Source organism: Litorilituus sediminis, from assembly GCF_004295665.1.
Classification (GTDB): domain Bacteria; phylum Pseudomonadota; class Gammaproteobacteria; order Enterobacterales; family Alteromonadaceae; genus Colwellia; species Colwellia sediminis.
Map to the genome: position 1 here is coordinate 3719777 of NZ_CP034759.1, position 24998 is coordinate 3744774.

Below are 24998 nucleotides of genomic sequence, written 5' to 3' on the forward strand. Positions count from 1 at the left end.
ATACCTCTCAGTTTTATTTGTTATTGTTATTCTTTCACTAAGGGTAGTTTTACCGTAAATGTTGAGCCTTGTCCAAGCTCGCTGCTTACCGTTAAACTACCACCCATTAATTGGCAAAAACTTCGTGTGATTGCCATGCCTAAACCTGTACCCTCAAACTGCCTTGTTTGGCTACCGTCAACTTGAGTAAATTGTTCAAAGATAAAGTCCAATTTATCTTGGGCAATGCCAACACCTGTATCGGCAACGAAAAATGTTAAATAGTGGTCATTACTGTCAATATCGAAGGTGATGACACCATTTTTAGTAAATTTGCAGGCATTGCTTAAAAGATTTAAAAAGATTTGCATCAGCTTTTGTCTATCCTGCAATAAGGTTTCTGGCAGTTCATAGCAATTGACAACAAGCTCATTATTATTGGTTCTTGCCATTGGCATAATGGTTTCAACCGTTTCATTGATTAAGCGCTTGATGTTGACGGCCTTGACATTTAAGTCCATGCGACCTGCTTCAATTTTTGATAGATCGAGAATGTTATTTATTAGCGCTAACAGGTTGTGGGCACTGCGAATACTTTTACCTAAATCCTCGGCTTGGGCATCCATACATTCAAGTTCTAAATCTTCTTTTACTAAATCAGTATAGCCAATTATTGCTTGCAGTGGCGTGCGTAATTCATGGCTAATGTTGGCTAAAAATTCTGACTTGTGGCGACTTGCCGTTAAAGCACCATCGCGGGCAACAACCAGTTCTTGCGTTCTTATTTCGACTTCGGATTCTAGGTTATCTCGACTTTTAGCAAGCTCGGTATTTTGTTGCTCTAAAATCGCCATCATTTGATTATAGGTTTGTGCTATTTGTTTTACTTCTTGAGCACCGGCAATACTCGCCTTGGGGTACTTGCCAGTATCACGTGCGGTTTCCATGGTCTGTGATAAGGCTAATAAAGGTTTGATCAGACGATTAATCACAATACTCATCACTATGGCAAGGACGATAGCAACTATGGCGCCGGTGACAATGTTACTGATAAATATTGTTCGCTGTAGCTGATGAAGCTCTTGTTTACTATATTCAACAAACACATAACCTAGTAGTTGTTTCTCCACTGGCTCATCGGTTGGATCGAGCATATCTTCATCATAATTTTCTTCTTGATAGATTACCGCTGAGCTAAATACCCAATAGAGCTCGGTTTCGTAAACCAATTGACTGTATTCACTTAACTGACTTATATCCGGCTTAATTTTATCAAAAGGAATTTTCTCTGAAGACAGTAAGACATCGCCCTGTTTGTCAAAAACCGATACGGCGAGAATCGCTTTAAAACCTAAGGCTCTAGTGATGGCTTCTTGACCATTTTCAACACTGCCAGTAAGTAGCGCTAAAATACTCTGCTCGGCAAAATTATGGGTTATTTGTAAACCGTTATTTATGGTTGCTTTGCTTAAGGTTTTGCTACTTTGCCAGGCGGTTAATACCGATGTTGTCAACGCGAGTATGATCACTAGTAGTAAAAACAAACTCAATAGTTGGCGTTTTAATGTTGGTGGCGTGAGCAAAGAAGACAAATTGCGCATTAATTCGACCTATTTAGGAAAGGTCAATTTGAACTCTTGCTGTTGCTTAGCGCTATATTTAAGCCCTAAGTGAGCAGCAGTTCTTAGATTGACCGCAAGTAAGGTTGATTTTAAAGCGGCAAAGTCCTTTTGCTCGGGTTGTTTGTCTAATTCTTGCACCATGGTAAATAAGTGTTTACCTAGGGCAAAGTTATCTGGGTAGGTTGAAAACAGCGCGCCACGTTTGGCATGAGACGGCTTGCTTGAAAATACCACGACTTCTTTTTTCCATGCCTTTTCTAAGATCAGTGGTAGGGTAATTTTATCGTTGGCTGAGACTCTGTCTAGCGGTAACCAAAGGGCATCTTTTTTGGAAACGCCAGAGTCAAACAATTGTTGATAGAAGTTAATGGCATCTTTGGTACTGTCGACCTTTTTTAGATCTAAGCTTAAGCCTTGCGCTTTAGCCGCTTGCTTAGCTAATTCAATTAGCCAAGCACTTTTTTGGCTATAAGCCACATGTACCTTTTCCACATGCGGGGCAACTTGCTGTAAATAGTTAAATAAATAAGCAGGATCGGTAATTAGGCTAATGCCAGAAATACCATTAGGGCTAATTGGTAATGCGCCTGAGACAACATGAAATTCTTTTTTACCATCAGCAGTTAAGCGCTTTGATAAGTATTTGGCTAATTGCCAGCCTGAGCGACCTAAGACAATAACTTTATTGATTTGCTTTTGCTTTAATTGGGCAACAATTTCTTCACCATTAAAGTTTTTTTCTAATATGAAGTTGCTAAAGCGTACTTGGTTTTGAATGCCTTTTGCAGCACTGTGACTGCCAGAGATGATTTCTTGGTAAATGCTGCGATAAGGCTCTTTGGCATTAGGATAGAAAATAGCAATTTCATCGTCATCTGCTGCGACCGCCATTGCGCTTGATAGTAGCAAAATAACTAAAAGTAAAAATGAGCAAAATTGCTTGATGAGCGCAGTGTTCAATCCATCGGCCTAAGTATTACTAACACGATGCTCAGTATACACTTGTTGTAAGTAAGGTCAAAACCTAACATAAGATTTTGACCTTGAAACTTGATGTATATTAAGCCCTTACAAGCTGAGGGCTTAATGGTTACCTTAGTTAGAAGTTATAAACTAAGGTAAATGAAGTGATGGTGTCTGTGTTTTCAAATTTAGTCTCGTCAACTTCTGAGTTGTAATCTACACGGAAAGAAAACTTTAATTGCATTGACTCAATTAATTTTGTGGTAATTGACGTTTCAGATTGATAGAAACTGTTTTTACCAGACTCAACGGCTTGACGAGCCACTAAGTATTGCTTGAATTCAACGTGTTCATTAATTTGTGCTGTATAAAGCGCTTGAGCTTGAACAATAAAGTTAGTTTCAGATGTTTCTGGCTCAGTTTCGGTTGCGCGAATTTCGTCATACTTTATACCAGGACCGATATCGGCAAACAATGAACTGGTTTCAGTTTTATACCAGTTACGACCCCAACCAGTCGAGAACGAACTTTGGCTTTTAAAGTTAAGAAATTTATCTTGAGAGTAAGATAAGTTAGCGTATAAATAATTTTTACCTTGCTCTTGCAAGGTGTAATTAGTTTGTGCTTTTAAATCCCACTTGTTGTCAGTGGTGTTATAGTCTTTTTCACCGGTTTCGTCATTTTTTTGTTCAGACTTTTTACCTAAAGCATTGATTTCAAGTAGGTTAGTCCATTGATCTTTTTTGTGCTTTACGTTGAAACCCGCTTTAATATCGCCACTTTTGCTGTTACCGGTTTTTAGTAACATACCAAGTTCAGCAGACATGGTTAATTCAGAATCTTTGTTTGCTTCTTCAGCAAATGCGCTTGTTGCTGCAAATGGTAATAAACAAAGCGCAGTTAAGGTCATTTTAGCTTTCATGATCATCCTTAAATGGTTGAAAATTTAGGGGGGATAAATAATTGCCGCGATTCTAACAAAGTTTTTACTAAATCACTTTAGTTTTTTAACAAAAAAGCAATTAAATGTCGTGAAAATGCTAGAACATCAAGAAAATTAAGTAATAATGATTCCTTAGCTTAAATAGCTAGCTGACTTGGCAAAACAAGTTTATCGCCAAGGTTAACCCCTGAGATAATGGCAACATCGCCTGCTTGGTTGGTTTTACCTAAGCGCACGTATTGCCTTTGAATACTTTGCTGGTGATAACGATACACAAAGCTTAATTGACCAAGCTGGCTTATGTAGTTTTGTGGCACATATAGTTTGCTCTCTACTGCCGCTGGAATTTTCATACGGGCATACATGCCAGATAACAGGTTGTCTTGAAAGGTAATGGCAACTTTTATTAGAAAGCTGCGCGAGCCAGTATGAGCTGCCGGGACAATTTCTTCAACTTGGCCAATAACCTGTTTATTTAAGCTATCTAGCTCAACGTTAATGCTATCACCTAGTGATAAATTTAGCGCCAGCGCTTCTCTGACATAGCCTTCAACCCGTAATGATAACGGATTGTAGAGCGTTAACAGCTTATCGCCAGGTTGTGCGGTATTCCCCGGTTGTGCGAAACGATCAACTACCACGCCATCGATAGGAGAGGTTATTGTGGCATAACTTAGTGCAGCTTCGCTTTGTGTTAAATTTTCTTTTGCCCCGGTCAGCTGGGCAGCCATGCTATCAAAGTCTGCTTTACTTTTATCTAGGTCATAGGCCGAAACAATCTTTTTAGCAAATAATTCACTGGCGCGCTGATAGTTTAACTGTGCTTCTAAATATTTCGCCTTAATAGCATTTACTTGCTGCTTTGCTTCACTTACTTTAGCCAGTAACTCTTGCTGCTCAAGAGTAATTAACGCTTGCCCTTGACTGACGCTGTCACCAGCACGCACGTGAATTTTATTAATACGGGCAAGTATTCTGGCAGAAATAATCGTGTCTTGCTTTGCCACTAAACTCGCAGCAACGCCTTCATAGCTTTCTACTTTAGTTGCCTTTACTTCAAAGTAGTCTGCCAAATTTACTTTTTCGATTGCACTTCTGTGTGGTGCTACTTTGTTATTAAAGCTACCAGCAAGCCAGGCTACCATAATAAGTAGAACCAATAAGGCTAGTATGGGTAAAAAAGCGCGTTTTATTAAACTAGGCTTAGCTAGCTTTTGTTTAGCAAAATCTTGTTGGCTATCATGCGTGCTGTTATTCATGGTTAAACCTTTGTATTTGACTTGTTTACTGTACTTGGCATCGTTTTATCAAACACTAAGGCATAAACGATGGGGACAACTAATAAGGTAAAAATGGTAGATGAAATAATGCCAAAAATGATGGCAATGGCTAAGCCGCTAAAAACAGGGTCTAAGGTGATAACTAAATTACCTAGTAAGGTGGTGCCAGCGGTTAATAGCACAGGGCGCATTCTTACCGCGCCCGCCTGAATAAGCGACTCTTTTACCGTTGCACCTTGTTGTTGTGCTTGGCTAATAAATTCAATAAGTATTAATGAGTTTCGAACCACGATGCCAGCTAGGGCTATCATGCCAATCATGGCGGTGGCGGTGAATAATACTGGCTCTGGCGCGCCAGCAATTTCTCGCTCGCCAAATTGATTGAGCAAATAAAAGCCTGGCATAATGCCAATAACCGTTAACGGAATGGCTGACATTATAATGCCAGATAAAGCTGCAGATTGGGTTTGTATTCTCAGTACCAGGTATATAGCTGCTAAGGCAAAAGCAAAGGCTAAACCCATATCCCTAAATACCCGAATGGTAATACGCCATTCACCTTCGCCACTAAAGGTAAGTTTAATATTATTCGGGAGTTGCCAGTAAAGGCCTCCGCCACTATTTATAAAACTACGCGCTTGATAGTCTTTAGGGTTTTCTTGCGCTATCGCCTCATTTTTTAGATCACTACTGATATCAGCAATCACTTCGGCTGGCGTTCTGCCTGATATATCTGCGGTGACATAAACAACCGGTTTAAGGTCTTTATGAAAGATGGCTTTTTCTTGTTTAAGGCTGGCAAAATTACCTAGCTCACCTAAGGGAACAAGTGGCTGTGGCGCCATTTCAATTCCTTGAGCCGTTGTTTGTTGTATTATGCCTTCTCGGCCTTTAACTGCGATGCCTTTTAAATCTGATAAATCTTCACGTTGAGCTTGTGCTAACAGTAACTTAATCGCCAGTGGCTCTGCTTCATTTTCATCATGAAGGTAACTAATCACTTGACCTTGATTTGCTATGTGTAAGCTTTGGTTGATGCTTTGGGTATCGACACCAGATAAGGCTGCTTTGGTTTTATTGGTAATAAAGCGAAGTTGCTGTTTATCATCGGCGACACTTGAGTCTATCTCGACCACATGAGGCTCTTGGGCAAATCGCATCATGACGATTTTTGCCGCTGATTGTAACTGCTCGTATGGGGTAAATTCATCACCATAAAGCTCGGCAACTAAAGTGCTGAGTACTGGTGGGCCAGGTGGCACTTCAATCACTTTGATGTTGATTTTTCCCTGTTCATTAATGCTTGATAGCGGCGCGAGTAACTCTCTTAACCTTAATACAATGGCATGTGATTGATGTTCGCGCTGGCTTTTATCATTGAGTAATAAGCGTAGATCAGCATGAAAGCTGTTATTGCGTAAATAGTATTGACGCACCATGCCGTTAAAGTCTATTGGTGAGGCTAAGCCAACAAAACTGGCGACACTTTCAACTTCGGCTAAGGTTAGCGCTAGCTTGCTAACTTGTTTTGCCATGGCGGCAGTTTGTTCAAGACTGCTTGACTCTGGCATGTCGATAATGATTTGCACTTCATTTTTATTATCAAAAGGTAATAACTTTAACGGCACTAACCTAAGGACAGGAAGAATTGCCGCACCGACAAATAATAATAAGACTAAAAATAAGGCTTTTTTGGCTTTGCTTTTATCTTCAAGTAGCGGTGTTAATAGTTTGCGATAAAACCCTTGAAAGCCAGCATCTGCTTGCTCAGGGGGATTTGCGTTGTAGGTATTGCCTGCTGGGCGAATAAACTTTTTGGCTAACCAAGGTGTAACCAGAAAAGCAACTAAGGTTGAGCTAATAACACTTAAAGGTACGTTAAATGCCATAGGTGCCATATAAGGTCCCATCATCCCTGTGATAAAGGCTAAGGGTAAAAAAGCCAGCACTATGGTTAATGTTGACATTAACAGCGGTATTCTTATTTCGCTTATGGCATTAACAATTGCATCATGTAATGAGCGCGCACCTGAATTTAATTTGCGCTCTATGTTATCAACGCCAGTGATAGGATCATCAACCAATAAACCAAGCGATAATATTAACGCGAATAAGGTGACACGGTTTATGGTGTAACCAAAGGCATAATCAAGGGTTAAGGTGATGCCATAACAAATAGGCACTGCAAGGCCGACGACTAGGGCTGAGCGCCATCCTAAAAATACGCCAATAAAGATAATTACGGTAAAAACAGCGAAGGCTAAGCTAGTGGTTAAATTATTCACTTTTTCGTTAGCGGTTGCCCCGTAATCTCGAAGCACTTGAATATGTGCGTGCTGTGGAAAAACCGTTTGCTGTAAGTGAGCCATGACTTGGTGAACTTCTTTGGCAACCGACACAGCATTACTGCCTGATTGTTTTGCCACGCTAATGGCAACCATAGGGTGATCAGAGCGTTTTAGTGGCAGCTGTTGAGCTGATTGCCTTGCTTTCTTGTTAGGTTGGTTGTTAGCTTGCTCGTTCGCTGGCTTAGCAAAGTCTAGCCAAGCATAATCTGTGGCTTCACTTGGGCCATCAATCACCTCAGCAATGTCTTTTAATAACACCACACTGTTGTTGACTACGCTAATTGGCGTTTGTTTTAGCTCGCTAATATCGCGATATACGTCGCCACTTTCTAAGGCAATGGCTTGTTGCTGTAAGATGATGTTGCCATGGCTTTGTCTAACATTAGATATTTGTATGGCGTTAACAACATCAGTCATGGTGACATTACGCGCTGTCATTTGCTCAGGCAATAACTGAATTTGTATTTCTCGTGTGCGGCCGCCGATAACTTTAACTTCACTGGTATCTTTAATTGCCTGTAAGTGAGTTGAAATCTCTTCAGCGAGGCGGCGTAGTTGATAATCGTCAACTTGCTTAGCATTACTACTCCAAAGCCCTAGCATCACTATGGCAACATCATCAACCTCAACAGGCTCTACTTGCCAGTGGCTGACAATATCAGGCACTTTATCTAAATTGGAATGTAGTTTGTTATAGGTATTTAACAGCGCATTTTCACGGTTTTCGCCAACATGAAACCTTAAGGTAACTATCGCTTGCTCGTTATCGCTAACAGAGTAGACATGTTCAATACCTTTGACTTGTGCTAAGAGCTTTTCTAAAGGCGTGGTGACTTGTCGAGCTATTTGTTTAGCGTTGATGCCAGGTGCTTGCACTTTGACATCAATCATCGGAACCACAATTTGTGGCTCTTCTTCCCTCGGAGTGGCGTATAACGAAAATAGCCCGGCAATGATAGTAATCACTAAAATAAAGGCAGGTACTTTGCTGTTGAGTACGCTACTAACAAATTTTCCGGTAAGTGTGCTGTGCTTTGTCATGTTATTTCTGCGGGCAGAATTTTTCTTGTAGGATCACTAATAACTCTTTAACCCTGTCATCAGCAATGCGGTAATAAATGGTTTGCGACTCTCTTCTTGTCGCCACTATGTTGCTTGCTCGTAATTTAGCAAGATGTTGAGAAAGTGCTGATTGTGATAAATCCACTTGTTTATTTAAATCACCCACGGTGAGTTCATTTTCACTGATACAGCAAAGAATCATTAGTCGGTAAGGGTTTGATAGCTTTTTTAAAATGGTTGCGACATCTTCAGCATTCTTTGCCAGTTCTTTTGGATCCATATTCATAGTACTTGCTCATAATCAATTTGATTTATTTTAGTTTATAGTTGTTTTCTAAATTAGTAAAGGCTAATATAATATTTATTAGCTTTTGCTAATTTAATGTTTACCCTAAAATGTAGGAGGAAGTAATGACAGTAAATGAAGCATTAAGACTTATTGCTGGCTGTATGATATTGATTTCACTTTATCTTGCCGTAACTCTGTCAATGAATTGGCTCTGGTTTACCGTGTTTATTGCGGTAAACTTAATTCAATCGTCATTCACTAAATGGTGCTTGATGATGAGTATTTTAAAGAAACTAGGCTTAAAAGAAACAAGCGTTAGTCAAAAATAATAGGTGGAAACTCTATGCTAAAAACAATTCCTGACATTATTGCGCAATTAAAACCACAGTTAACTATTGTTCCTGCGCAGCAAGCTATGGATGTTATAAAACAAAGTAATGGTATTTTGGTTGATGTACGTGAGCCAAGTGAATTTTCGCAAAAATCAGCGAGTGGTGCAGTGAATATACCTCGCGGTTTATTGGAAATGCAAATGCTTAAAATGCATGCTGATGAAGATTTAGCAATTTTTATACATTGCGCTACAGGCGCGAGAGCATGTTTAGCAGCAGAGCAATTACAACGTGTTGGTTATAAAAACGTGAGTGTTATTACCTGTTCATTAGATGATATTTGCAGCGCCAGTGCTTAATATAGCTGATTGGAGATTAACGTGAATAAGCCATTAATTATTGATTATTACAGTGATGTTTTGTGCGTTTGGGCATGGATAGCACAACGTAGAAATGATGAATTACATAGCAAGCTCGGTGAGAACATTCAGTTTCGCTACCATTATATTGATGTCTTTGGTAATGCTATGGAAAAGATCCCTAATCAATGGCGCGATAAAGGTGGTTATCAAGGTTTTGCTCAACATGTTATTGACTCTGGCGCGGCCTATCTTGATACACCTATCCACTCGCAAGTATGGCAAAAGGTAAAGCCAGCGAGCTCTGCAAGTTGCCACTTATTTTTAAAGGCTACAGCTATTGCGCTTGGCGAGCAGGCAAGTAGTGAATTGGCTCTGGCTTGTCGACAAGCATTTTTTAACGATTGCCTTGATATAAGTCAGCTGAGCCTCTTATTTCAACTGGCCGAGCAGGCAGGCTTTGCAACAAGCAAAATCCAAGTGGCTTTAGATGATGGCTCTGCCATGGCGGCGTTAATGAAAGATTATCAAAGTGCGAAAACCTTGGCGTTAAAAGGCAGTCCTTCTTATATTATTGATAATGGTAGGCAGGTACTTTATGGCAATGTTGGTTACAGGGTTTTGCAGGCAAATATTGAAGAGCATTTAAAAAGCCCAACTGAAGAAGCAAGTTGGTGTTAGCAACTGGCACTGCCAGCTAAAAAGAGTTTTTAGCTGGCGTTAGTTAGCTTGTTACAACCAGCTTGTTACAACCAGCTTGGCACTATGTCTTGGTTAATCATTTCTTCATAACTTGGGCGCTTTTTGATCACTGCAAAGTTATCATCTTTGACCATCACTTCAGCAATGCTTAAGCGGGCGTTATAGTTTGACGCCATGACTGCGCCATAAGCTCCGCACGACATGATAGCGATTAAATCGCCCGACTTTGATTGATGCACTTGTCTGGTTTTGGCAAAGGTATCGCCTGTTTCACACACAGGGCCAACAACGTCATACGGCTTTAATGGTTTATCTACGCGATTAACCGCCTGAATATCGTGATAGGCATCGTATAGACTTGGTCTTAATAAGTCGTTCATGCCAGCATCTAGCATAAGAAATTGTCTTTCTTCACCGGTTTTAACATAAACGACGCTAGAGACCAGAATACCAGCATTGCCTAGCAATGAGCGCCCCGGCTCTATCACAATTTTACAATCTAGGTGACCAAGGGTTTGCTCAACAATATCGGCATAAGCTTGCTTGCTTGGTAAATCTTCTCCTTGGTAATCAATGCCTAAGCCGCCGCCAATATCAACGACATTGATGTTATGACCTGCTTGGCGTAATTGTTCTACTAAGCTTGCTATGCGAGTAAAGGCCTCGCTAAATGGTGCTAGTTGCGTGAGCTGTGAGCCAATATGGACATCAACTCCTTGAATTTTTATACCAGGTAATTCTGCGGCGCGATTATAGGCAATATGGGCTTTACTTAGTGGTACGCCAAACTTATTTTCAGCTTTACCTGTTGATATTTTGGCATGGGTTTGCGCGCAAACATCAGGGTTGATGCGAAAGGCGATTGCCGCTTCTTTATTTAGTCGGCTAGCAACTTGGCTAAGTAGCTCTAGCTCTGGCTCAGACTCAACATTAAACTGGAAAATACCTTGCTTTAAGGCAAATTCCATTTCATGCTCAGCTTTAGCAACGCCAGAGTAGACAATTTTCTCAGCGGGTATGCCTGCGCTTAATGCGCGTTTTATTTCACCGACTGAAACCACATCAGCTCCTGAGCCTAATTTGGCTAATGTCGTTAATACCGCTTGGTTACCGTTTGCTTTTACCGCATAACAAATTAACGCATCTTGCTGAGCAAAGGCAGTTTGGTAATCCAAATAACTTGCTTCAATGGCACTTTGTGAGTAACAGTAAAATGGCGTAGCCACTTGCTGAGCTAACTCGCTAATGGCAACTTGCTCGGCAAACATGTGATCATTTTGGTAAGGAAAAAATTTTTCAGGTGTCATAAGGTTATCTTCAAAAGTCATTCGCGCTATAACTACATGGTAAACTGCTTGAGTAATTTATGCTAACAGGTAATTATATCCAAGGGCTATGAGATATATCCTGTCATTACGAGTAATACTATGAGCAATCCGTCTTTTTTTATCCGCAAATCCTATCGTTTAATCGCACTATGTTTAGTTTTAAGTGCATTAGTTAGCATTATAAAACCAGCTTATGCTGTTAGTGTTAATCAACAAGATTCCTCATCGAGCTTAGTAACTGATGTTATTGATACTAAAGCAAAACATTTATTAGCTAAAACTTGGTTGGATAAATTAGCCCAGCCAGAAAAGCTGTTAATGAACGAGCAAGAGATTGCAAACTTTAACCAAAGCTTAGTGGTTAATAATGCTTATATTCATGATCCGCTTGCTTTAGCTGATGTTCTACCTAAACAAGCATTGCTCACAAAAATCAATAAAATTAGTTCTGTGCCAACTAGTCCTCGCTATTTTGCTAATGGTAAGCCAGTTAATGATAAAGATTTTTCAATATGGCGAGAAAACGCCAACATTGTTGCGGTTGCAAGCAGTAATAGGGTGCAATTTGCCTTAGTAGTTAAGCGCTCAAGGTTACGTACTTTTCCCACTAACCAGCGGGTTTTTAGGTTAAGTGAGCTTGGCCAAATTGATCAAGACTTAGATTTATTTCAAGAAAGTGGCATATTCCCAGGTCAAGCGGTAGCCGTGTTACATCAAAGTAAAGATAAGCGCTGGTATTTAGTGCAAGCGTTTAACTATTTAGCTTGGCTGCCAGCAGCAGATATTGCCATTGGCTCTAGAGAGCAAGTGGCGGAATTTGTAAAGGCCAAGCGCTTTATTACGGTAACAGGCAGTAAAGTTTTTACAAATGAAATACCTAGTTATTATCCAGCGGCTAAACAGCTATCAAATATTCAGTTAGATATGGGCGTTACATTGCCATTGGCTGAAAGGCATGAATATAAAAATGCTTTATATGGGCAAAACCCGTTTACCAGTTATGTTGTAAAGTATCCGAGTAAAGATGAACAGGGCAAGTTAGTAGTGCGTTTGCTGGCAATAAGTAAGGCTCAGGATATTACTGTCGGCACTATGGCGATGACGCCAGCTAATATCATTCAACAAGCATTTCAGTTTTTAGGTGAGCGTTATGGCTGGGGGCATGATTTTAACGGTAGAGATTGTACTGGCTTTATTGGTGAAGTTTTTAAAAGTTTCGGCATCTTGATGCCAAGAAATTCGGGTCAACAAGCCAAGAGTGACTATGGTAATAATATACGCTTTGATGACAATGCCACTAAGGCAGAAAAATTAGCAGCACTTAACAATTTAAAGGTTGGCGATTTAATTTATATTCCTGGTCATGTCATGATGTATTTAGGGCAAGATAAGGGGCAGCCTTATGTTATTCACGACGTAAAAGATATGAAATATCAAACAGTGCAGGGCGAAAATTATTTCGGCACCTTAAATGGGGTATCGGTTACGCCATTACTGCCAATGATAGATTATGTTGAAAATATAACGGTTATCAAAACAATTACAGGCCAAATAAATGAATAGTGTTCAGAAATACCTCATAGTTTGTCTTATGCTGCTGTCAACATGTGTCAGCGCTGAGAGTAAGTTCACAATTGATGCTAAGCACCAACAATTAATTTTAGTGCTCACCGACAATTGGCAGGCAAACACTGGCGAACAATACCGCTTTGAGCGCAGTTTTGATAGAGCACACTGGCAACTAGTTGCAGATAAAGCCCCTGTGACCATTGGCAGAACCGGCCTTGCTTGGGGCATTGGCTTACACCCTAAGCAATCGGGTTATCATAAACAAGAAGGTGATGGTAAAGCGCCTGCGGGTATTTTTACCTTAGGTAGCGCTTTTGGTTACCTTAACCAACTGAAGACTGGCTTAGCGTATCAAGTGATGAGCCGTTATGATTACTGTATCGATGTAAAAGGTTCAAACTATTATAACCAAATTGTCTCCAGCCAAGTCGTTGGTGATAGTGCTATTCAAGGCTCATCTGAGCCTATGCGTCGAGACCTTCATTTAAATGGCGATCAAGTGTACAAAAAGGGCTTTGTTATTAATCATAACCCGAACAATATCTCTGGCTCTGGTAGCTGTATCTTTGCTCACCTTTGGCGGGCAAGTGATAAGCCAACCGCAGGTTGTACGGCAATGCCGGAACAGGAAATCGATAAAATGCTCAATTGGCTAGATAAAGAAAAGCAGCCACTTTATATAGCACTGCCTAAGAATGAATATCTAGATAAAAAGGCGCTATGGCAATTGCCGGAATTAGCTTTAACAGACTGATATTTATAAGGCGAGTAACCATAGCGGTATGGTAAGGGTACTTAGCAAGGTAGAAACAACGACAGTACCTGCCACTAACTCTTGTTGCGATTTTTGCTGTAAGGCAATTAAATAAGCATTAACGCCCGTAGGACTTGCACTTAATATCACTAACGTGGTGGTTACTAAGGTGTTTAAGTTAAAAACATAAAGTGCACTGAAGTAAACCAAGGCGGGTAATATCAGTAGTTTAACGATTGTTGCTAGGGCAATAGTATTTATTTTGTTGCTAACGCGATAAAAGCTTAGTGATGCACCTAAAATAAATAGCGCTAAAGTAATCGCAGGTTTTCCTAATAACTCAAGGCTAGTATCGAGTATTTCTGGTAAGTCGATAGCGAATAAATTGACAATTAGGCCCGAAAAAATGCTGATGATCAGTGGATTATTAAAGGTTTGCTTTAAAAACTTAATGAGATCAAATTGGCTTAGTTTGCACTGTTCTTTGCTGGCGATAGCAGCAGTGAGTGCAAATAACATAGCGCTATGAAAGCTAATCACCAGAAAAACAATACCTAGTACTTGTTGCCCAAAGGCTGCCAATAATACTGGCAGGCCAACGATTACCGTATTTGAATAGCTAGCGCCTAAAGCAAATACTGCATTAGATTGATAATCTTCACTATTATGTTCTGATATTTTATTACGCTTTTTAACTAAGGCGTTTAAGGCTAATGCCAGGCAAAAGCAGAACAATACCGGAACATAAAAGGCGGCAAAGAGCGAAAAATTTACTTGCTCGCTAAAGTTGGCATTAGCCATTTGATAAAACAAAAATGCTGGGATGCTGATGCTAAAGGTGAATTTACTTAAGGCATCAAGTTGGCTTTTATCTAGCCAGCGGCTTTTTGTGCAGATAAAGCCCATAAGTGCCAATAGCACTAATGGGCCAATAATCGCTAATATATTCATGAAAAATAGTGAATGTGAGAAATTAGTGGTTAGCTATATTGTTGTTCAAAAAAGCTTTCAATGATCAAGCGGGCGGACTCGGCATCAATATTATCTTTTTTAAGATTTTTATAGCCGCCACGAGAAAACAGCTGCTCTTTAGCATCAGCTGTGGTTAGTCGTTCATCTTGGAAAATAACCTGCAAGGCAAAGCGACCTGATACTCTATTGCCAAATTTTTTCGCATCTAAGGTCAGTTGTTGTTCACTACCATCCATATTAAGTGGTAGGCCAACAACGACAATATCAGGCTGCCACTCGTTAATATATTTAGCCAAGGCATCCCAATGGGGAATGCCATCATTTGCCTTTACTGAACCAAGCGGGTTGGCGCTGCCAGTAATTTCTTGCCCGACAGCGACACCGATATATTTTTTACCAAAATCTAAACCAAGTACTGTACGTTGACCAACCGCTTTATTTTTTGCCACAGAATTGCCTTTTAATTGTCTTAAATGAATGAGCTAGGCGTGACCAACGTCACTAGATAAATGGGCTAAATCTATGCCAAGCTTTTCGGTTGCTTTTTTCCAGCGCTCTTCAACCGGCGTGTTAAATAAAATATCAATATCAGCTGGCGTGGTTAGCCAAGAGTTGGCTTTGATTTCTTCTTCAAGCTGTCCAGGCCCCCAACCAGCGTAACCTAAGGTCACAATATAGTTTTCTGGCTGCTCTTTTGTGCCCAAAGCGAGCAAAATATCTTTTGAGGTGGTGATCATTAGCTTATCGCTTAGTGCTAACGAGCTGCTCCAACCTTTTTGCTTGCTGTGCAGAACAAAACCGCGTTGTTGAGAAATTGGCCCACCAGATAAAACACGTTGTTGCAGGCCAAGGGTTAAATCATTTTCTTCATCAAGTGATGCAGAGGAAGTAAAGTCTTCTTCTGTCGCTTCAATCTGTTTAAGTAACTCGGACAAATTGATATTGACAGGTAAGTTAATGATTAGCCCCATGGCACCTTCTTCATTGTGTTCACAAATATAGGTGACTGTCTTATTAAAATAAGAGTCATCTAAGGAGGGCATGGCAATTAAAAATTGGTTTTCTAAACTTTCCATCTACATCTCTTTAAAAAATTGTCTCAAAATTAGCCGTTTACTTTTCGCGAAGTTTATCTTCTATCGCATCCATTAACTTACCACTAATGTTAATAGGGTAGGCCGCTTCAATTTCTCGAATACAAGTTGGGCTGGTAACATTTATCTCAGTGACTTTATCGCCAATAACATCTAACCCTACAAAGTATAGGCCACGTTTTTTCAGCTCGGGTGCAATTGCTTGCGCAACTAGCTTGTCACTGGCGCTTAATGGTCTGGCAACGCCACTACCGCCGGCGGCTAAATTACCTCGGGTTTCCCCTTGCGCTGGAATGCGCGCCAAGCAATAAGGCATAGGCTCACCATTTACAATAAGAATACGTTTATCACCATCAACAATTTCTGGCATATATTCTTGTACCATAGCGTATTGCTGACCATGGTTAGTGAGCGTTTCGATAATAACACCGACATTGGCATCATTGGCTTTAATTCTAAAAATGGATGCACCACCCATACCATCAAGCGGTTTGATGATGACATCTTTTAACTCTTGATGAAATTGACGAATTTTTTCACTGCTGCGAGTTACTAAAGTACGCGGTGTTAATTCACTAAACCAAGCGGTAAACAGTTTTTCATTACAATCACGTAAACTCTGTGGCTTGTTAACTATGAGTGTACCTGCTTGTTCAGCGCGCTCTAACATGTAAGTTGCGTAAACAAATTCGGTATCAAAAGGCGGATCTTTACGCATCAGTACAACGTCGAGTTCACTTAAGGGGATATCTTGGCTATCAGATAATTCATACCAGTGATCAGCATCATCAAATACTTTGACCTTTTGTACGTTGGCACGACATTCTCCTTGATCTAAATAAAGATCTTTCATTTCCATGTAAAAAATCTCGTATCCGCGTTGTTGTGCTTCCAACATCATGGCCATAGAAGAGTCTTTGGCCACTTTCACTTGGGAAATTGGATCCATCACTACGCCGAGTTTGATCGCTGGAGAAGTTGTCATCTTGTATCCTTAAATGTTGTATTTTTTGTCAAATTTTAATGTGTTGCTATTACTTTAAATCACCAAAGCGACATTGTAATGCGGTAATTGCTGTTAGCGCAGCGGTTTCAGTTCTGAGCACTCTTGGACCTAACAGTACTTCTTGAAAGTTTGCTGTGCTTGCTTCATTTATTTCTTCATCAGTTAAGCCACCTTCAGGGCCTATTAATAATCGTACCTTATGATGCTGCTCAATATCAGCACTGGGTAGCGTCATAATTGAGTGGTTTGCTCTTGGGTGTAAATTAATTTTCACCGCTTGAGTTTGTTCATGTAACCAATCATTTAAATGCATTGGCATCATGACTTCAGGGACTAAAGCTCTACCACTTTGTTCACAGGCACTGATGACTATTTTTTGCCATTGCTGATGTTTTTTCGCTAAGCGATCGCCGCTGAGTTTTACTCCACAGCGTTCGGTAAATAGCGGCGTTATTTTAGTTACCCCAAGCTCCACTGATTTTTGCAAGGTAAAATCCATACGATCGCCGCGAGATATACCTTGTCCTAAATGAATTTCAAGTGGCGACTCATTCGCTAATACTTGCTCGCTAATAATTTTAGCGCTAGCGTGTTTTTTTGTTACATCAACAAGCTGCGCTTGATATTGCTTAAGCTCAGTACCATTAAATAGCGTAATGCTATCATCATTGCCTAAGCGCAAGACTCTCACTACATGACCAAAGGCATCATCAGATAATTTCACTGTGTCGTTAACGCTAAAGTGAGATTGTTGGTAAATTCTTGGGTTAGACATGTTAAATACTACTGTGCTTACGTTGACTAGTAGCTAAAAGATAAGGGCGGCAACAAGAAAAAACAATGGCAGTAATGATTTATTTTATCTTGTCTTGGGCGCAGAAAATAAAAAAGCCAACCGCTTGCGCGATTGGCTTCAACTTAAAAAACTGTCAACGTATTCTAGGACGAGACAAACTTATTGTCGGGTTGTTAGATACCCGCAGCTTTGCGTAAATCGTCAGCTTTATCTGTTTTTTCCCAGCTAAATGCAGTGAAGGTATCATCACCTACGGTCATTTCAAATGGTTCACGACCAAAGTGACCATAAGCTGCTGTTTGTTGGTACATTGGGTGTAATAAATCTAACATTTTAGTGATGCCGTACGGGCGTAAATCAAAGTGTTCACGCACTAGCTCAACTAATTTTTCTTCAGAGATTTTACCTGTACCAAAAGTTTCAATTGAAATTGACGTCGGTTCGGCAACACCAATAGCATATGACACTTGAATTTCACAACGATCAGCAAGACCGGCAGCAACAATATTTTTAGCAACATAACGACCAGCGTAGGCAGCACTTCTATCTACCTTTGATGGATCTTTACCAGAGAAAGCACCACCACCGTGACGAGCCATGCCGCCGTAGGTATCTACGATAATTTTACGACCTGTTAAACCACAATCGCCTACTGGACCACCAATAACAAAACGACCTGTTGGGTTAATAAAGTATTTCGTGTTTTCAGTTAATAACTCAGCAGGTAGCGTGTGCTTAATAATATTTTCCATTACCGCATCAACAAGGTCTTCTTGTTTGATATCTGGATTATGCTGAGTTGAAAGTACAACGGCATCAATAGCAACTGGCTTGCCATCTTCATAGATAAAAGTCACTTGCGATTTAGCGTCAGGACGTAACCAAGGTAATACACCTGACTTACGCGCTTCTGCTTGACGCTCAACTAAACGATGTGAATAGTATAATGGCGCAGGCATGAGTGTTTCTGTTTCGTTGGTTGCATAACCAAACATTAAACCTTGGTCACCAGCACCTTGATCTTCAGGTTTAGTACGATCAACACCTTGAGCAATTTCTGGCGATTGTTGACCAATTAGGTTCATTATGCCGCAAGTTTCACCATCAAAACCAACATCAGAAGATGTGTAACCAATATCACTGATAACATTACGTGTTAGCTTTTCTAGATCAACCCAGGCAGTTGTTGAAACTTCACCTGAAATAATGGCAACACCTGTTTTAACCATAGTTTCACAGGCTACGCGGGCATGCTTATCTTGAGCAATAATAGCGTCTAATACCGCATCAGAGATTTGATCGGCAATTTTATCCGGATGACCTTCAGATACAGACTCTGAAGTAAAGTAATGTCTAGACATAAACCCTCAACAATGTATTAACTGTCGTATAAATGTAGCTGAATTCTCAGTTATTCAACGAAGTGAAATATAAATATTTTTAATTGTCGGCGATATTACACTTTTCTCAAAAGATATTCTAGTTTTTTTACGCCTAGACGGCTAAACGTCTTTAATGGCAAATGATAAATGAAATTCGTTTGATTTGAGTCAAGTTGAGGCTTAGTGATCGAACATTTCTAATTGAATAGATTGCTGCCACAACTGACTAAATAATGCTTGTTGCTTGCTGCAAGGTTTTGAGCTGTAAAAAATCACTTGTTTTGCTTTTTGGCATTGATTGGCAATATTCAATTCGGTTAACCGCTTGTGCAACTGCCTAGTTACCGGGCTTGCTGTTTCGACGATAGTGACATGTCTATTGGCAACTATTGCTTGAATTTTTTGCTGTAAAAATGGGTAGTGCGTGCAGCCTAAAACAATATTATCAACCCCTTGTGCTAATAGTGGTTCGATATACTGATTAAGTAGTTCATTACAGTGCTTAGTTGAAATCTGACTACTTTCGACAATTTCTACTAAGCCAGGGCAGGGTTGAATAAATACGTCTGCGCCATTTTTATACCGATTTACCAAAGCATTAAAGCGTTCATTTTCGCTGGTTGCCTGGGTAACTAATACTGCAACTTTCTTGTTTATACTCTGTTGAACGGCAGGTTTAATCGCTGGCTCTACACCAATAACTGGGATATTGACTCGCGCCCTGAGCTGGTCAATAGCATTGACGGTGGCGGTATTACAGGCAATGACTAAGGCTTTAACACCTTGAGCAATTAACTGGTTAGCTATGATATTGACGCGCTCGGTAATATAGGCGATTGATTTTTCGCCATAAGGGGCATGGAGTGTGTCGGCGATATAGATAAGCTGTTCATTTGGCAGCTGCTCAGCAATACATTTTGCAATGGAAAGACCACCAACGCCAGAGTCAAAAATGCCAATAGCAGCTGAGTTATCTATGTATTTTGCGGTGTTGGTCGTGGTGCTGGTATTAATAAGGAAACAACTTTATCTGTATATGCCTAGCAGCAATTTTAGGGAGTTCTTAAATACAAGACAACTTAATTAAGTAGAAAAATTAAATAGAAAAGTTAAGTAGAAAAATTAAGTAAACAAAACTAAGTAAATAAAAATAACTTAAATAAAGTTTTTTATTTACTTAATTGTTTGGTGGTGATAGCTTTGTCATTAATGAGATAAAGGCTGTAAGGAAAAACTTGTGTCTAGTGATGTATCAATCAAACGCTTTAAACAATTTCCGCAATTGATGTGGATTTTGCTTTTTGGCTCGTTCATTACCCGGGGTAGTTTTTATATGGTTTGGCCTTTTTTAGCGGTTATTTTATATGACAGCTTTGCCTTATCTGCGACCCAAGTGGGCTTGATTTTATCGTCTGCTGCTACTGTTTCTGTATTAGTTAGTTTTGTTGGCAGTGCCTTATCTGATCGCATTGGCCGTCATAAAATGATGTACGCCAGTGGTATTTTATATGTTATTTCATTTTCGCTGCTTGCTGAGGTAAATACCGTTGCTGGTTATGTGGTAGTTATTACCTTATGTTCCATCGCTACGGCCTTATGGCGGCCATTAGTATCGGCATTAATTTGCGATATGATTGCTGACATTAAAACCCGTGAATTGGCGATGCAATCTTTATACTTTATTGTCAATGTTGGTTGTGCTGTCGGCCCTATGCTAGGTGTGTGGTTAGGCTTAACGGGGGAGCAATCAAGCTTTTATATTACCGCGGGGGCATTTGCCATTTTATTGGTGGTTTTATATTGGGGCTTTAATCAACATCAAGAGACTGAACAAGCAAAAGAAAGTGGGCAAAATAGTTCAGCCTCAAGTGAGAGCAAGCCGTTAAGCCGAAGTAAAATATTCACGGTACTTAAACAGGATAAGTTATTTCAGTGTCTTATTTTCGCCAATATTTTATGTATGTTTATTTATGGGCAAATGGACAGTTCATTGATTCAATACTTAACCCGTGAAAATGTTCCTGAATTACTGACGCTGGTTTCTTCGATGATTTTTACCAATGCCATGGTCATTATCACCACACAGTTTATGCTGTTGCGCTTGATGGCACAGCAGTCACTGATCACGCGAATACAAATTGGTTTGGTGTTGTTAGCGATATCGCAGCTATGGCTTGCTTTTAATCCTTTAACATTATTTTGGGGCTGGATAGGCGCAATTATTGTTATGAGTTTGGCAGAGGCGATATTGTTTCCTACTATGAATGTCCATATCGACAGGTTAGCGCCAGAGCATTTACGTGGTGCTTATTTTGGTGCCTCGTCTTTTTATGAGTTTGGCTTTGCCTTTGCGCCACTTGGCGGCGGTATTATTTTAGATCACTTTGGTGGTACTTGGTTGTTTATTGCCTGTGCAGTATTGGCGCTTGTTGTTATTTATTTGTATGCGATTTTAACTAAGTTACCCAGACCAGATTTTAAAGTAAATGAGCTTAAGTCACAGTCTAGTTAAGTAAAAGGTATAGGCTTAAAGTCGACCAGCGGCTTTAAGCCTTTTAAGCACCCGTTGATGATACAGTTTGGCTAAATACGGACGAATAAAGGGCAGGGCGATAATCCAAGCAATAGGCTTTAATAACCAAACACGTTTCATTAAGGTTATGTACGCATCAAGCTCTGATTGTATTTCACCGTTAGCCAGTTGAATATGAAGTTCTGTTAGTGCTTTTTCAGGTGCAATACCTAGGCTAACTAGTAAATTATCTTTGCCGTTAATATCTAGCCAATCAACGAGTTCGCCGCCTTTCCCCGCAAGACGTTGATAAAATCGTCGATCTTTAACACACTTTGGGCAAGCGCCATCATAGAATACGGTGAGCTTTTCTGGCTTTGTTTTCATGGTTGTGGGCTTATTAACTTAGACAATAAAAGTATAGTATTGCTAAGCGGTATTAGTAATAGCCTATGACTTATTTTGGGGAGAGTGGAATTTACAGCAAAAAGAATTCGTTGGTGTAACACTTCTAGGGGAAGTGAGTTTCCAGAATGTCGCAGCTGACAATGTCTCAGTACACCGTGTGCTTTCCTTGTTGGGGCGCGGAAATATTATTGGTAAAGTGCTGAGAATTATAATAATAGGGGGGGACGCTTCCAGAATGCCGCAGCTGACAATGTCTCAGCACACCGTGTGCTTTCTTGAGGGGGCGCGGAAATATTATTGGTAAAGTGCTGAGAATTATAATAATAGGGGGGGACGCTTCCAGAATGCCGCAGCTCACAATAGTCCTGAACAGCGTGTGATTTTTTGAGGGGAGCGCGGAAATATTAAATATAAAGAAGATGGTAAAGAGGTTCGTACAAGAAAAGTAAAAAGGAAGTGTGCTTCCAGAATGCCGCAGCTCACAATAGTCCTGAACACCGTGTGTTCAGGGCGGAAATATCATGCCAACCGTAGGCTTCCCGATACATGCCGGGCTTGCACAATAGCTAATAATCAATTCCCTTAGGTAAAACTTATCGGCTCAGGGACATAGTTCGCATACAAACATCCCAGAAGACAATGTCAGTATAGCGAAAAATGGCTACAGGAATAAGTTTTTTTTAACAGGTAAGAGCTGAATGCCCAGTAATTAAACGTTATGCGCGTTTATTATCCGCTGGGGTCAATGCTTGCTCGATAGTTGATTGTAGTAACTCAATTTTTTCCTGCTTTTCTTGCTGCTCTACTTTTAATTGTTGCTGAGCAAGCAATAAGTCATTGGCAAGATTTAAAGCGGTAATAACTAAGGTTTGTTCTGGCGTGGCAATAACTTTGCTTTGACTACTCTTTTCAATGCGCTTATTTAATTCTTCAGCGGCAGACAGCAAAGCGCTTTCTTGTCCTGTTGGACAAGCCACTTTTAATTTGCGATCAAGCACATTGATTTCAACAGTTCGCTGTTTCATTAAATGAAAATTTCCAAGAGTAATTAATAATATAGTGTAATTCCGTTTACAATCCTGCACTATAACTAGGCTTGTCTAGCGATGCAAGCCAATGGTCGAGATTCTTGCATTTTTTAATCTACTTGCTCAAATAAAGAACAAAATTATTTTTAGTTGCTGATCAGATCAAATGCACTAGCATCCTTACTTGGGTAATTAAAGCAGCAGTGATACCATAGCAAGCCCTAATGTTATTAATTATAGATGCTTTCTTATGACAGACCATACTTTAGATGAAGCTAAGCTAGATTTTGCCGCTTTACAAGCCATTTTAACCAGTGAAAGCGTTGAAGCGCATGCCAGTGAATTACACGGTGTGTTAACAGGTTTAGTGTGTGCCGGCTTTGCTTTTGAAGATAAATCTTACCTAGCTATGCTAAATGATTTATTCAACCAAGGAGAAAGCTTTCCTAGCCCGGTAAAATTAGCTATTCAGCAGTTGTTTCATCAACTTTGGGCGAATATTCTCGATGATGCTTATAGCTTTTCATTACTATTACCTGATGATGATGACTCAATTATTGAACGAGGCCACGCATTGGGTGTTTGGGTACAAGGCTTTAATTTAGGCTTTGGCTTACAGCAAAAAGATACCCCAGTAGTATCAGCTGAGGTAAAAGAAGTGCTGACAGACTTTGGTGAAATTGCCAATTTATCTGATGAAATGGAAGAAGATGAAGACACCGAACAAGCTTATTTCGAAATTAGCGAATACGTTAGAATTTCAGCGTTACTTTGTTTTAGCGAATTAGCTACGCCGCCTGAGCGTAAAGACCAAGCAAATGAACAGTCGGGCAATAATACCATTCATTAATTTGTTCGTTATTTAAATACTTTTATTACAGCTATTACTTTAGGTTTACTCATGTTACAACAACTTTTAGCCAAATTACCTATCAGCGACTTTAAACAACATCGCGCTAATTTTTTTGAGCAAATGCCAAATAACTCAATCGCACTATTTAAAGCAGGCAGTGAAGTTACCCGCAGTAATGATACTGAATTTGGCTTTTGCCAAGAGAAAAACTTTTTTTATCTAACCGGCTTTAATGAGCCTGAAGCCTTGTTGGTGATGATAAAAGATGAGCAGGGCAAGGAAAGCACTGTGCTGTTTTCTTTAGAAAAAGATGAGTTGCATGAAATTTGGCATGGTCGCCGTATTGGTCAAGAAAAGGCCAAGCAAGTATATGGTTTTGATAGTGCTTATGAGTTAAGTGAAGTTGATGCCTTTTTACCTGATTATATTAATGGCAAAGCGCAATTATTTTTTGCTTTTGCTCATCATGATTTTGCCAGCCAAGTATTTAGTTGGATTGCGCAAGTAAAAGCAACATTTCGTACCGGTGGCAAAGCACCAAGCATATTAAAAGATAGTGCTGAGATCATTGATGAATTGCGCTTAATTAAGAGTGACAATGAAATCGCTATTATTCGTCAAGCGAATATTATTTCAGGTAAAGCGCATCAAAGAGCGATGCAAAAAACGGCTGTGGGTAAATTTGAATACCAAATAGAAGCCGAGATTTTACATGAATTTGCCCGCAGTGGCGCTCGTTATGCTGCATACGGCACAATTGTCGCTGGTGGCGATAATGCTAATATTTTGCATTACACCGATAACGGTGACGTGTTAAACGATAATGAATTGTTATTGATTGATGCTGGTGGCGAGCTAGGTGGTTATGCTGCTGATATCACCCGAACTTTCCCTGTTAATGGTAAGTTTAGCGAAGAGCAAAAAGCCCTTTACCAATTGGTGTTAGACGCGAAAAACTTAGCCGTTAATGCCATTAAACCGGGTATGTCTTTTGCTAAATTAAATGAACTGACTAATGAGTTTTTAACTAAGGGCTTACTGGATTTAGGTATTCTTTCAGGTGACTTATCTGAATTAATCAGTGAAAAAGTGGTGAAAAAGTACTTTATTCATGGCTTAGGTCACTGGCTTGGTTTAGATGTGCATGATGTTGGTAGTTATCATGCCAATAGCGAGCGTGAACAGCATAGACCTTTTGAACCAGGTATGGTGATGACGATTGAACCAGGTATTTATATTCCGCTTAATGATACCTGTGTTGATGAAAAATGGCGTGGTATGGGGGTTCGTATTGAAGATAATATTGTCGTTACCACACAAGGTTTCGAAAACCTAACCCAAGATGCACCAGATACCATTGCTGAAATCGAAGCCCTAATGGCAAAATAAGCGGTAAAGCAATAAGTAAAATAACTAA

The 24998-nt window shown here is 40.0% G+C and carries 25 protein-coding genes and 1 other RNA gene; 9 read left to right on the plus strand and 17 right to left on the minus strand.

All coding sequences use genetic code 11. The features are described from left to right. Positions 1 to 26: 26 nt before the first annotated feature. The 6 genes from EMK97_RS16485 to EMK97_RS16510 all read right to left on the minus strand — a co-directional run bounded on the left by EMK97_RS16485 (position 27) and on the right by EMK97_RS16510 (position 8483). Positions 27 to 1580: a sensor histidine kinase gene (locus EMK97_RS16485; protein WP_130603881.1), complete on the minus strand. Its 1554-nt coding sequence runs from the start codon at positions 1578 to 1580 to the stop codon at positions 27 to 29. Between the two features lie 9 nt (positions 1581 to 1589). Beyond that, positions 1590 to 2561 carry an ABC transporter substrate binding protein gene (locus EMK97_RS16490; RefSeq protein ID WP_130603882.1) on the minus strand — a complete coding sequence of 324 codons (972 nt, stop codon included), beginning with the start codon at positions 2559 to 2561 and terminating at the stop codon, positions 1590 to 1592. A gap of 139 nt (positions 2562 to 2700) precedes the next feature. After that, a complete protein-coding gene (locus EMK97_RS16495) occupies positions 2701 to 3486 on the minus strand; it encodes a DUF481 domain-containing protein (RefSeq protein ID WP_130603883.1) in 786 nt (261 codons plus the stop codon). A gap of 158 nt (positions 3487 to 3644) precedes the next feature. Further along, positions 3645 to 4766 carry an efflux RND transporter periplasmic adaptor subunit gene (locus tag EMK97_RS16500; protein WP_130603884.1) on the minus strand — a complete coding sequence of 374 codons (1122 nt, stop codon included), beginning with the start codon at positions 4764 to 4766 and terminating at the stop codon, positions 3645 to 3647. 2 nt (positions 4767 to 4768) lie between these two features. Beyond that, positions 4769 to 8176, minus strand: coding sequence for an efflux RND transporter permease subunit (locus EMK97_RS16505; RefSeq protein WP_130603885.1), 3408 nt, complete (start codon positions 8174 to 8176; stop codon positions 4769 to 4771). A 1-nt stretch (position 8177) separates the two neighbouring features. After that, positions 8178 to 8483, minus strand: coding sequence for an ArsR/SmtB family transcription factor (locus EMK97_RS16510; RefSeq protein ID WP_130603886.1), 306 nt, complete (start codon positions 8481 to 8483; stop codon positions 8178 to 8180). A 125-nt stretch (positions 8484 to 8608) separates the two neighbouring features. Here EMK97_RS16510 and EMK97_RS16515 point away from each other — a divergent pair, with 125 nt between their 5' ends. The 3 genes from EMK97_RS16515 to EMK97_RS16525 are packed head-to-tail and all read left to right on the plus strand — an operon-like array spanning position 8609 to position 9858. Then, entirely contained in the window at positions 8609 to 8815 is a 207-nt protein-coding gene (locus EMK97_RS16515; RefSeq protein WP_130603887.1) for a YgaP family membrane protein, read from the plus strand. A 14-nt stretch (positions 8816 to 8829) separates the two neighbouring features. Beyond that, positions 8830 to 9177, plus strand: a complete 348-nt coding sequence (locus EMK97_RS16520; RefSeq protein WP_130603888.1) for a rhodanese-like domain-containing protein — start codon at positions 8830 to 8832, stop codon at positions 9175 to 9177. 21 nt (positions 9178 to 9198) lie between these two features. Beyond that, positions 9199 to 9858 carry a DsbA family oxidoreductase gene (locus EMK97_RS16525; RefSeq protein WP_130603889.1) on the plus strand — a complete coding sequence of 220 codons (660 nt, stop codon included), beginning with the start codon at positions 9199 to 9201 and terminating at the stop codon, positions 9856 to 9858. 65 nt (positions 9859 to 9923) lie between these two features. On the opposite strand, the gene lysA is transcribed toward EMK97_RS16525, so the two are convergent. After that, complete coding sequence (lysA, locus tag EMK97_RS16530) at positions 9924 to 11186, minus strand: diaminopimelate decarboxylase (RefSeq protein WP_130603890.1); 1263 nt, start codon at positions 11184 to 11186, stop codon at positions 9924 to 9926. Positions 11187 to 11306: 120 nt separating this feature from the next. On the opposite strand from lysA, the gene EMK97_RS16535 reads away from it, so the two are divergent. Together EMK97_RS16535 and EMK97_RS16540 are read left to right on the plus strand one after the other, a co-directional pair. Further along, positions 11307 to 12770 carry an SH3 domain-containing protein gene (locus EMK97_RS16535; RefSeq protein ID WP_130603891.1) on the plus strand — a complete coding sequence of 488 codons (1464 nt, stop codon included), beginning with the start codon at positions 11307 to 11309 and terminating at the stop codon, positions 12768 to 12770. Continuing rightward, entirely contained in the window at positions 12763 to 13530 is a 768-nt protein-coding gene (locus tag EMK97_RS16540) for a L,D-transpeptidase family protein (protein WP_130603892.1), read from the plus strand. The genes EMK97_RS16535 and EMK97_RS16540 overlap by 8 nt, the downstream gene beginning before the upstream one ends. A gap of 3 nt (positions 13531 to 13533) precedes the next feature. Here the strand turns inward: EMK97_RS16540 and EMK97_RS16545 are convergent, their stop codons facing one another. Genes EMK97_RS16545 through rsmE form a run of 5 tightly spaced genes read right to left on the minus strand, consistent with a single transcriptional unit; the run spans position 13534 to position 17377 of the window. Continuing rightward, a complete protein-coding gene (locus tag EMK97_RS16545; RefSeq protein ID WP_130603893.1) occupies positions 13534 to 14481 on the minus strand; it encodes an AEC family transporter in 948 nt (315 codons plus the stop codon). A gap of 29 nt (positions 14482 to 14510) precedes the next feature. Continuing rightward, positions 14511 to 14951 (minus strand): Holliday junction resolvase RuvX, encoded by a 441-nt coding sequence (gene ruvX, locus EMK97_RS16550; protein ID WP_130603894.1) that lies wholly within the window; start codon positions 14949 to 14951, stop codon positions 14511 to 14513. Between the two features lie 33 nt (positions 14952 to 14984). Next, complete coding sequence (locus EMK97_RS16555; RefSeq protein WP_130603895.1) at positions 14985 to 15578, minus strand: YqgE/AlgH family protein; 594 nt, start codon at positions 15576 to 15578, stop codon at positions 14985 to 14987. A gap of 37 nt (positions 15579 to 15615) precedes the next feature. After that, positions 15616 to 16581, minus strand: a complete 966-nt coding sequence (gshB, locus tag EMK97_RS16560) for a glutathione synthase (RefSeq protein WP_130603896.1) — start codon at positions 16579 to 16581, stop codon at positions 15616 to 15618. Between the two features lie 49 nt (positions 16582 to 16630). Then, positions 16631 to 17377: a 16S rRNA (uracil(1498)-N(3))-methyltransferase gene (gene rsmE, locus EMK97_RS16565; protein ID WP_130603897.1), complete on the minus strand. Its 747-nt coding sequence runs from the start codon at positions 17375 to 17377 to the stop codon at positions 16631 to 16633. Positions 17378 to 17442: 65 nt separating this feature from the next. On the opposite strand from rsmE, the gene EMK97_RS19075 reads away from it, so the two are divergent. Continuing rightward, complete coding sequence (locus tag EMK97_RS19075) at positions 17443 to 17595, plus strand: hypothetical protein (protein ID WP_170176794.1); 153 nt, start codon at positions 17443 to 17445, stop codon at positions 17593 to 17595. Here EMK97_RS19075 and metK read toward each other — a convergent pair. Then, a complete protein-coding gene (gene metK / locus EMK97_RS16570; protein ID WP_130603898.1) occupies positions 17572 to 18759 on the minus strand; it encodes a methionine adenosyltransferase in 1188 nt (395 codons plus the stop codon). The genes EMK97_RS19075 and metK overlap by 24 nt on opposite strands. A 201-nt stretch (positions 18760 to 18960) precedes the next feature. After that, on the minus strand, positions 18961 to 19794 hold the full coding sequence (gene murI, locus EMK97_RS16575) for a glutamate racemase (RefSeq protein ID WP_342774648.1): 834 nt from the start codon (positions 19792 to 19794) through the stop codon (positions 18961 to 18963). Between the two features lie 223 nt (positions 19795 to 20017). Between murI and EMK97_RS16580 the strand changes: the two genes are divergently transcribed. Then, the gene (locus EMK97_RS16580) at positions 20018 to 21292 is read left to right on the plus strand and encodes an MDR family MFS transporter (protein WP_130603900.1); all 1275 of its coding nucleotides are present in this window, start codon (positions 20018 to 20020) and stop codon (positions 21290 to 21292) included. Between the two features lie 15 nt (positions 21293 to 21307). Here EMK97_RS16580 and EMK97_RS16585 read toward each other — a convergent pair whose 3' ends face one another. From EMK97_RS16585 to EMK97_RS16595, 3 genes are all read right to left on the minus strand, one after another. Beyond that, entirely contained in the window at positions 21308 to 21679 is a 372-nt protein-coding gene (locus EMK97_RS16585) for a thiol-disulfide oxidoreductase DCC family protein (RefSeq protein WP_130603901.1), read from the minus strand. 478 nt (positions 21680 to 22157) lie between these two features. Next, positions 22158 to 22339, minus strand: a non-coding RNA gene (ssrS, locus tag EMK97_RS16590) — 6S RNA. A 77-nt stretch (positions 22340 to 22416) separates the two neighbouring features. Then, positions 22417 to 22725, minus strand: a complete 309-nt coding sequence (locus tag EMK97_RS16595; RefSeq protein ID WP_130603902.1) for a cell division protein ZapA — start codon at positions 22723 to 22725, stop codon at positions 22417 to 22419. A gap of 253 nt (positions 22726 to 22978) precedes the next feature. On the opposite strand from EMK97_RS16595, the gene EMK97_RS16600 reads away from it, so the two are divergent. After that, positions 22979 to 23578: a UPF0149 family protein gene (locus EMK97_RS16600; protein ID WP_130603903.1), complete on the plus strand. Its 600-nt coding sequence runs from the start codon at positions 22979 to 22981 to the stop codon at positions 23576 to 23578. A gap of 51 nt (positions 23579 to 23629) precedes the next feature. Then, positions 23630 to 24970 (plus strand): Xaa-Pro aminopeptidase, encoded by a 1341-nt coding sequence (gene pepP, locus EMK97_RS16605; RefSeq protein WP_130603904.1) that lies wholly within the window; start codon positions 23630 to 23632, stop codon positions 24968 to 24970. Positions 24971 to 24998 lie beyond the last annotated feature (28 nt).

Excerpts from the sequence above, each read along its gene's own strand:
- lysA (WP_130603890.1), bottom strand. The coding sequence starts at position 11,186 with ATGACACCTGAAAAATTTTTTCCTTACCAAAATGATCACATGTTTGCC.
- EMK97_RS16515 (WP_130603887.1), top strand. The coding sequence starts at position 8,609 with ATGACAGTAAATGAAGCATTAAGACTTATTGCTGGCTGTATGATATTG.
- EMK97_RS16595 (WP_130603902.1), bottom strand. The coding sequence starts at position 22,725 with ATGAAACAGCGAACTGTTGAAATCAATGTGCTTGATCGCAAATTAAAA.
- rsmE (WP_130603897.1), bottom strand. The coding sequence starts at position 17,377 with ATGTCTAACCCAAGAATTTACCAACAATCTCACTTTAGCGTTAACGAC.
- EMK97_RS16520 (WP_130603888.1), top strand. The coding sequence starts at position 8,830 with ATGCTAAAAACAATTCCTGACATTATTGCGCAATTAAAACCACAGTTA.
- gshB (WP_130603896.1), bottom strand. The coding sequence starts at position 16,581 with ATGACAACTTCTCCAGCGATCAAACTCGGCGTAGTGATGGATCCAATT.
- pepP (WP_130603904.1), top strand. The coding sequence starts at position 23,630 with ATGTTACAACAACTTTTAGCCAAATTACCTATCAGCGACTTTAAACAA.
- EMK97_RS16495 (WP_130603883.1), bottom strand. The coding sequence starts at position 3,486 with ATGAAAGCTAAAATGACCTTAACTGCGCTTTGTTTATTACCATTTGCA.
- EMK97_RS16585 (WP_130603901.1), bottom strand. The coding sequence starts at position 21,679 with ATGAAAACAAAGCCAGAAAAGCTCACCGTATTCTATGATGGCGCTTGC.
- EMK97_RS19075 (WP_170176794.1), top strand. The coding sequence starts at position 17,443 with ATGGCAGTAATGATTTATTTTATCTTGTCTTGGGCGCAGAAAATAAAA.
- EMK97_RS16555 (WP_130603895.1), bottom strand. The coding sequence starts at position 15,578 with ATGGAAAGTTTAGAAAACCAATTTTTAATTGCCATGCCCTCCTTAGAT.
- EMK97_RS16505 (WP_130603885.1), bottom strand. The coding sequence starts at position 8,176 with ATGACAAAGCACAGCACACTTACCGGAAAATTTGTTAGTAGCGTACTC.
- EMK97_RS16510 (WP_130603886.1), bottom strand. The coding sequence starts at position 8,483 with ATGAATATGGATCCAAAAGAACTGGCAAAGAATGCTGAAGATGTCGCA.
- EMK97_RS16485 (WP_130603881.1), bottom strand. The coding sequence starts at position 1,580 with ATGCGCAATTTGTCTTCTTTGCTCACGCCACCAACATTAAAACGCCAA.
- EMK97_RS16500 (WP_130603884.1), bottom strand. The coding sequence starts at position 4,766 with ATGAATAACAGCACGCATGATAGCCAACAAGATTTTGCTAAACAAAAG.
- EMK97_RS16540 (WP_130603892.1), top strand. The coding sequence starts at position 12,763 with ATGAATAGTGTTCAGAAATACCTCATAGTTTGTCTTATGCTGCTGTCA.
- EMK97_RS16535 (WP_130603891.1), top strand. The coding sequence starts at position 11,307 with ATGAGCAATCCGTCTTTTTTTATCCGCAAATCCTATCGTTTAATCGCA.
- metK (WP_130603898.1), bottom strand. The coding sequence starts at position 18,759 with ATGTCTAGACATTACTTTACTTCAGAGTCTGTATCTGAAGGTCATCCG.
- EMK97_RS16545 (WP_130603893.1), bottom strand. The coding sequence starts at position 14,481 with ATGAATATATTAGCGATTATTGGCCCATTAGTGCTATTGGCACTTATG.
- EMK97_RS16600 (WP_130603903.1), top strand. The coding sequence starts at position 22,979 with ATGACAGACCATACTTTAGATGAAGCTAAGCTAGATTTTGCCGCTTTA.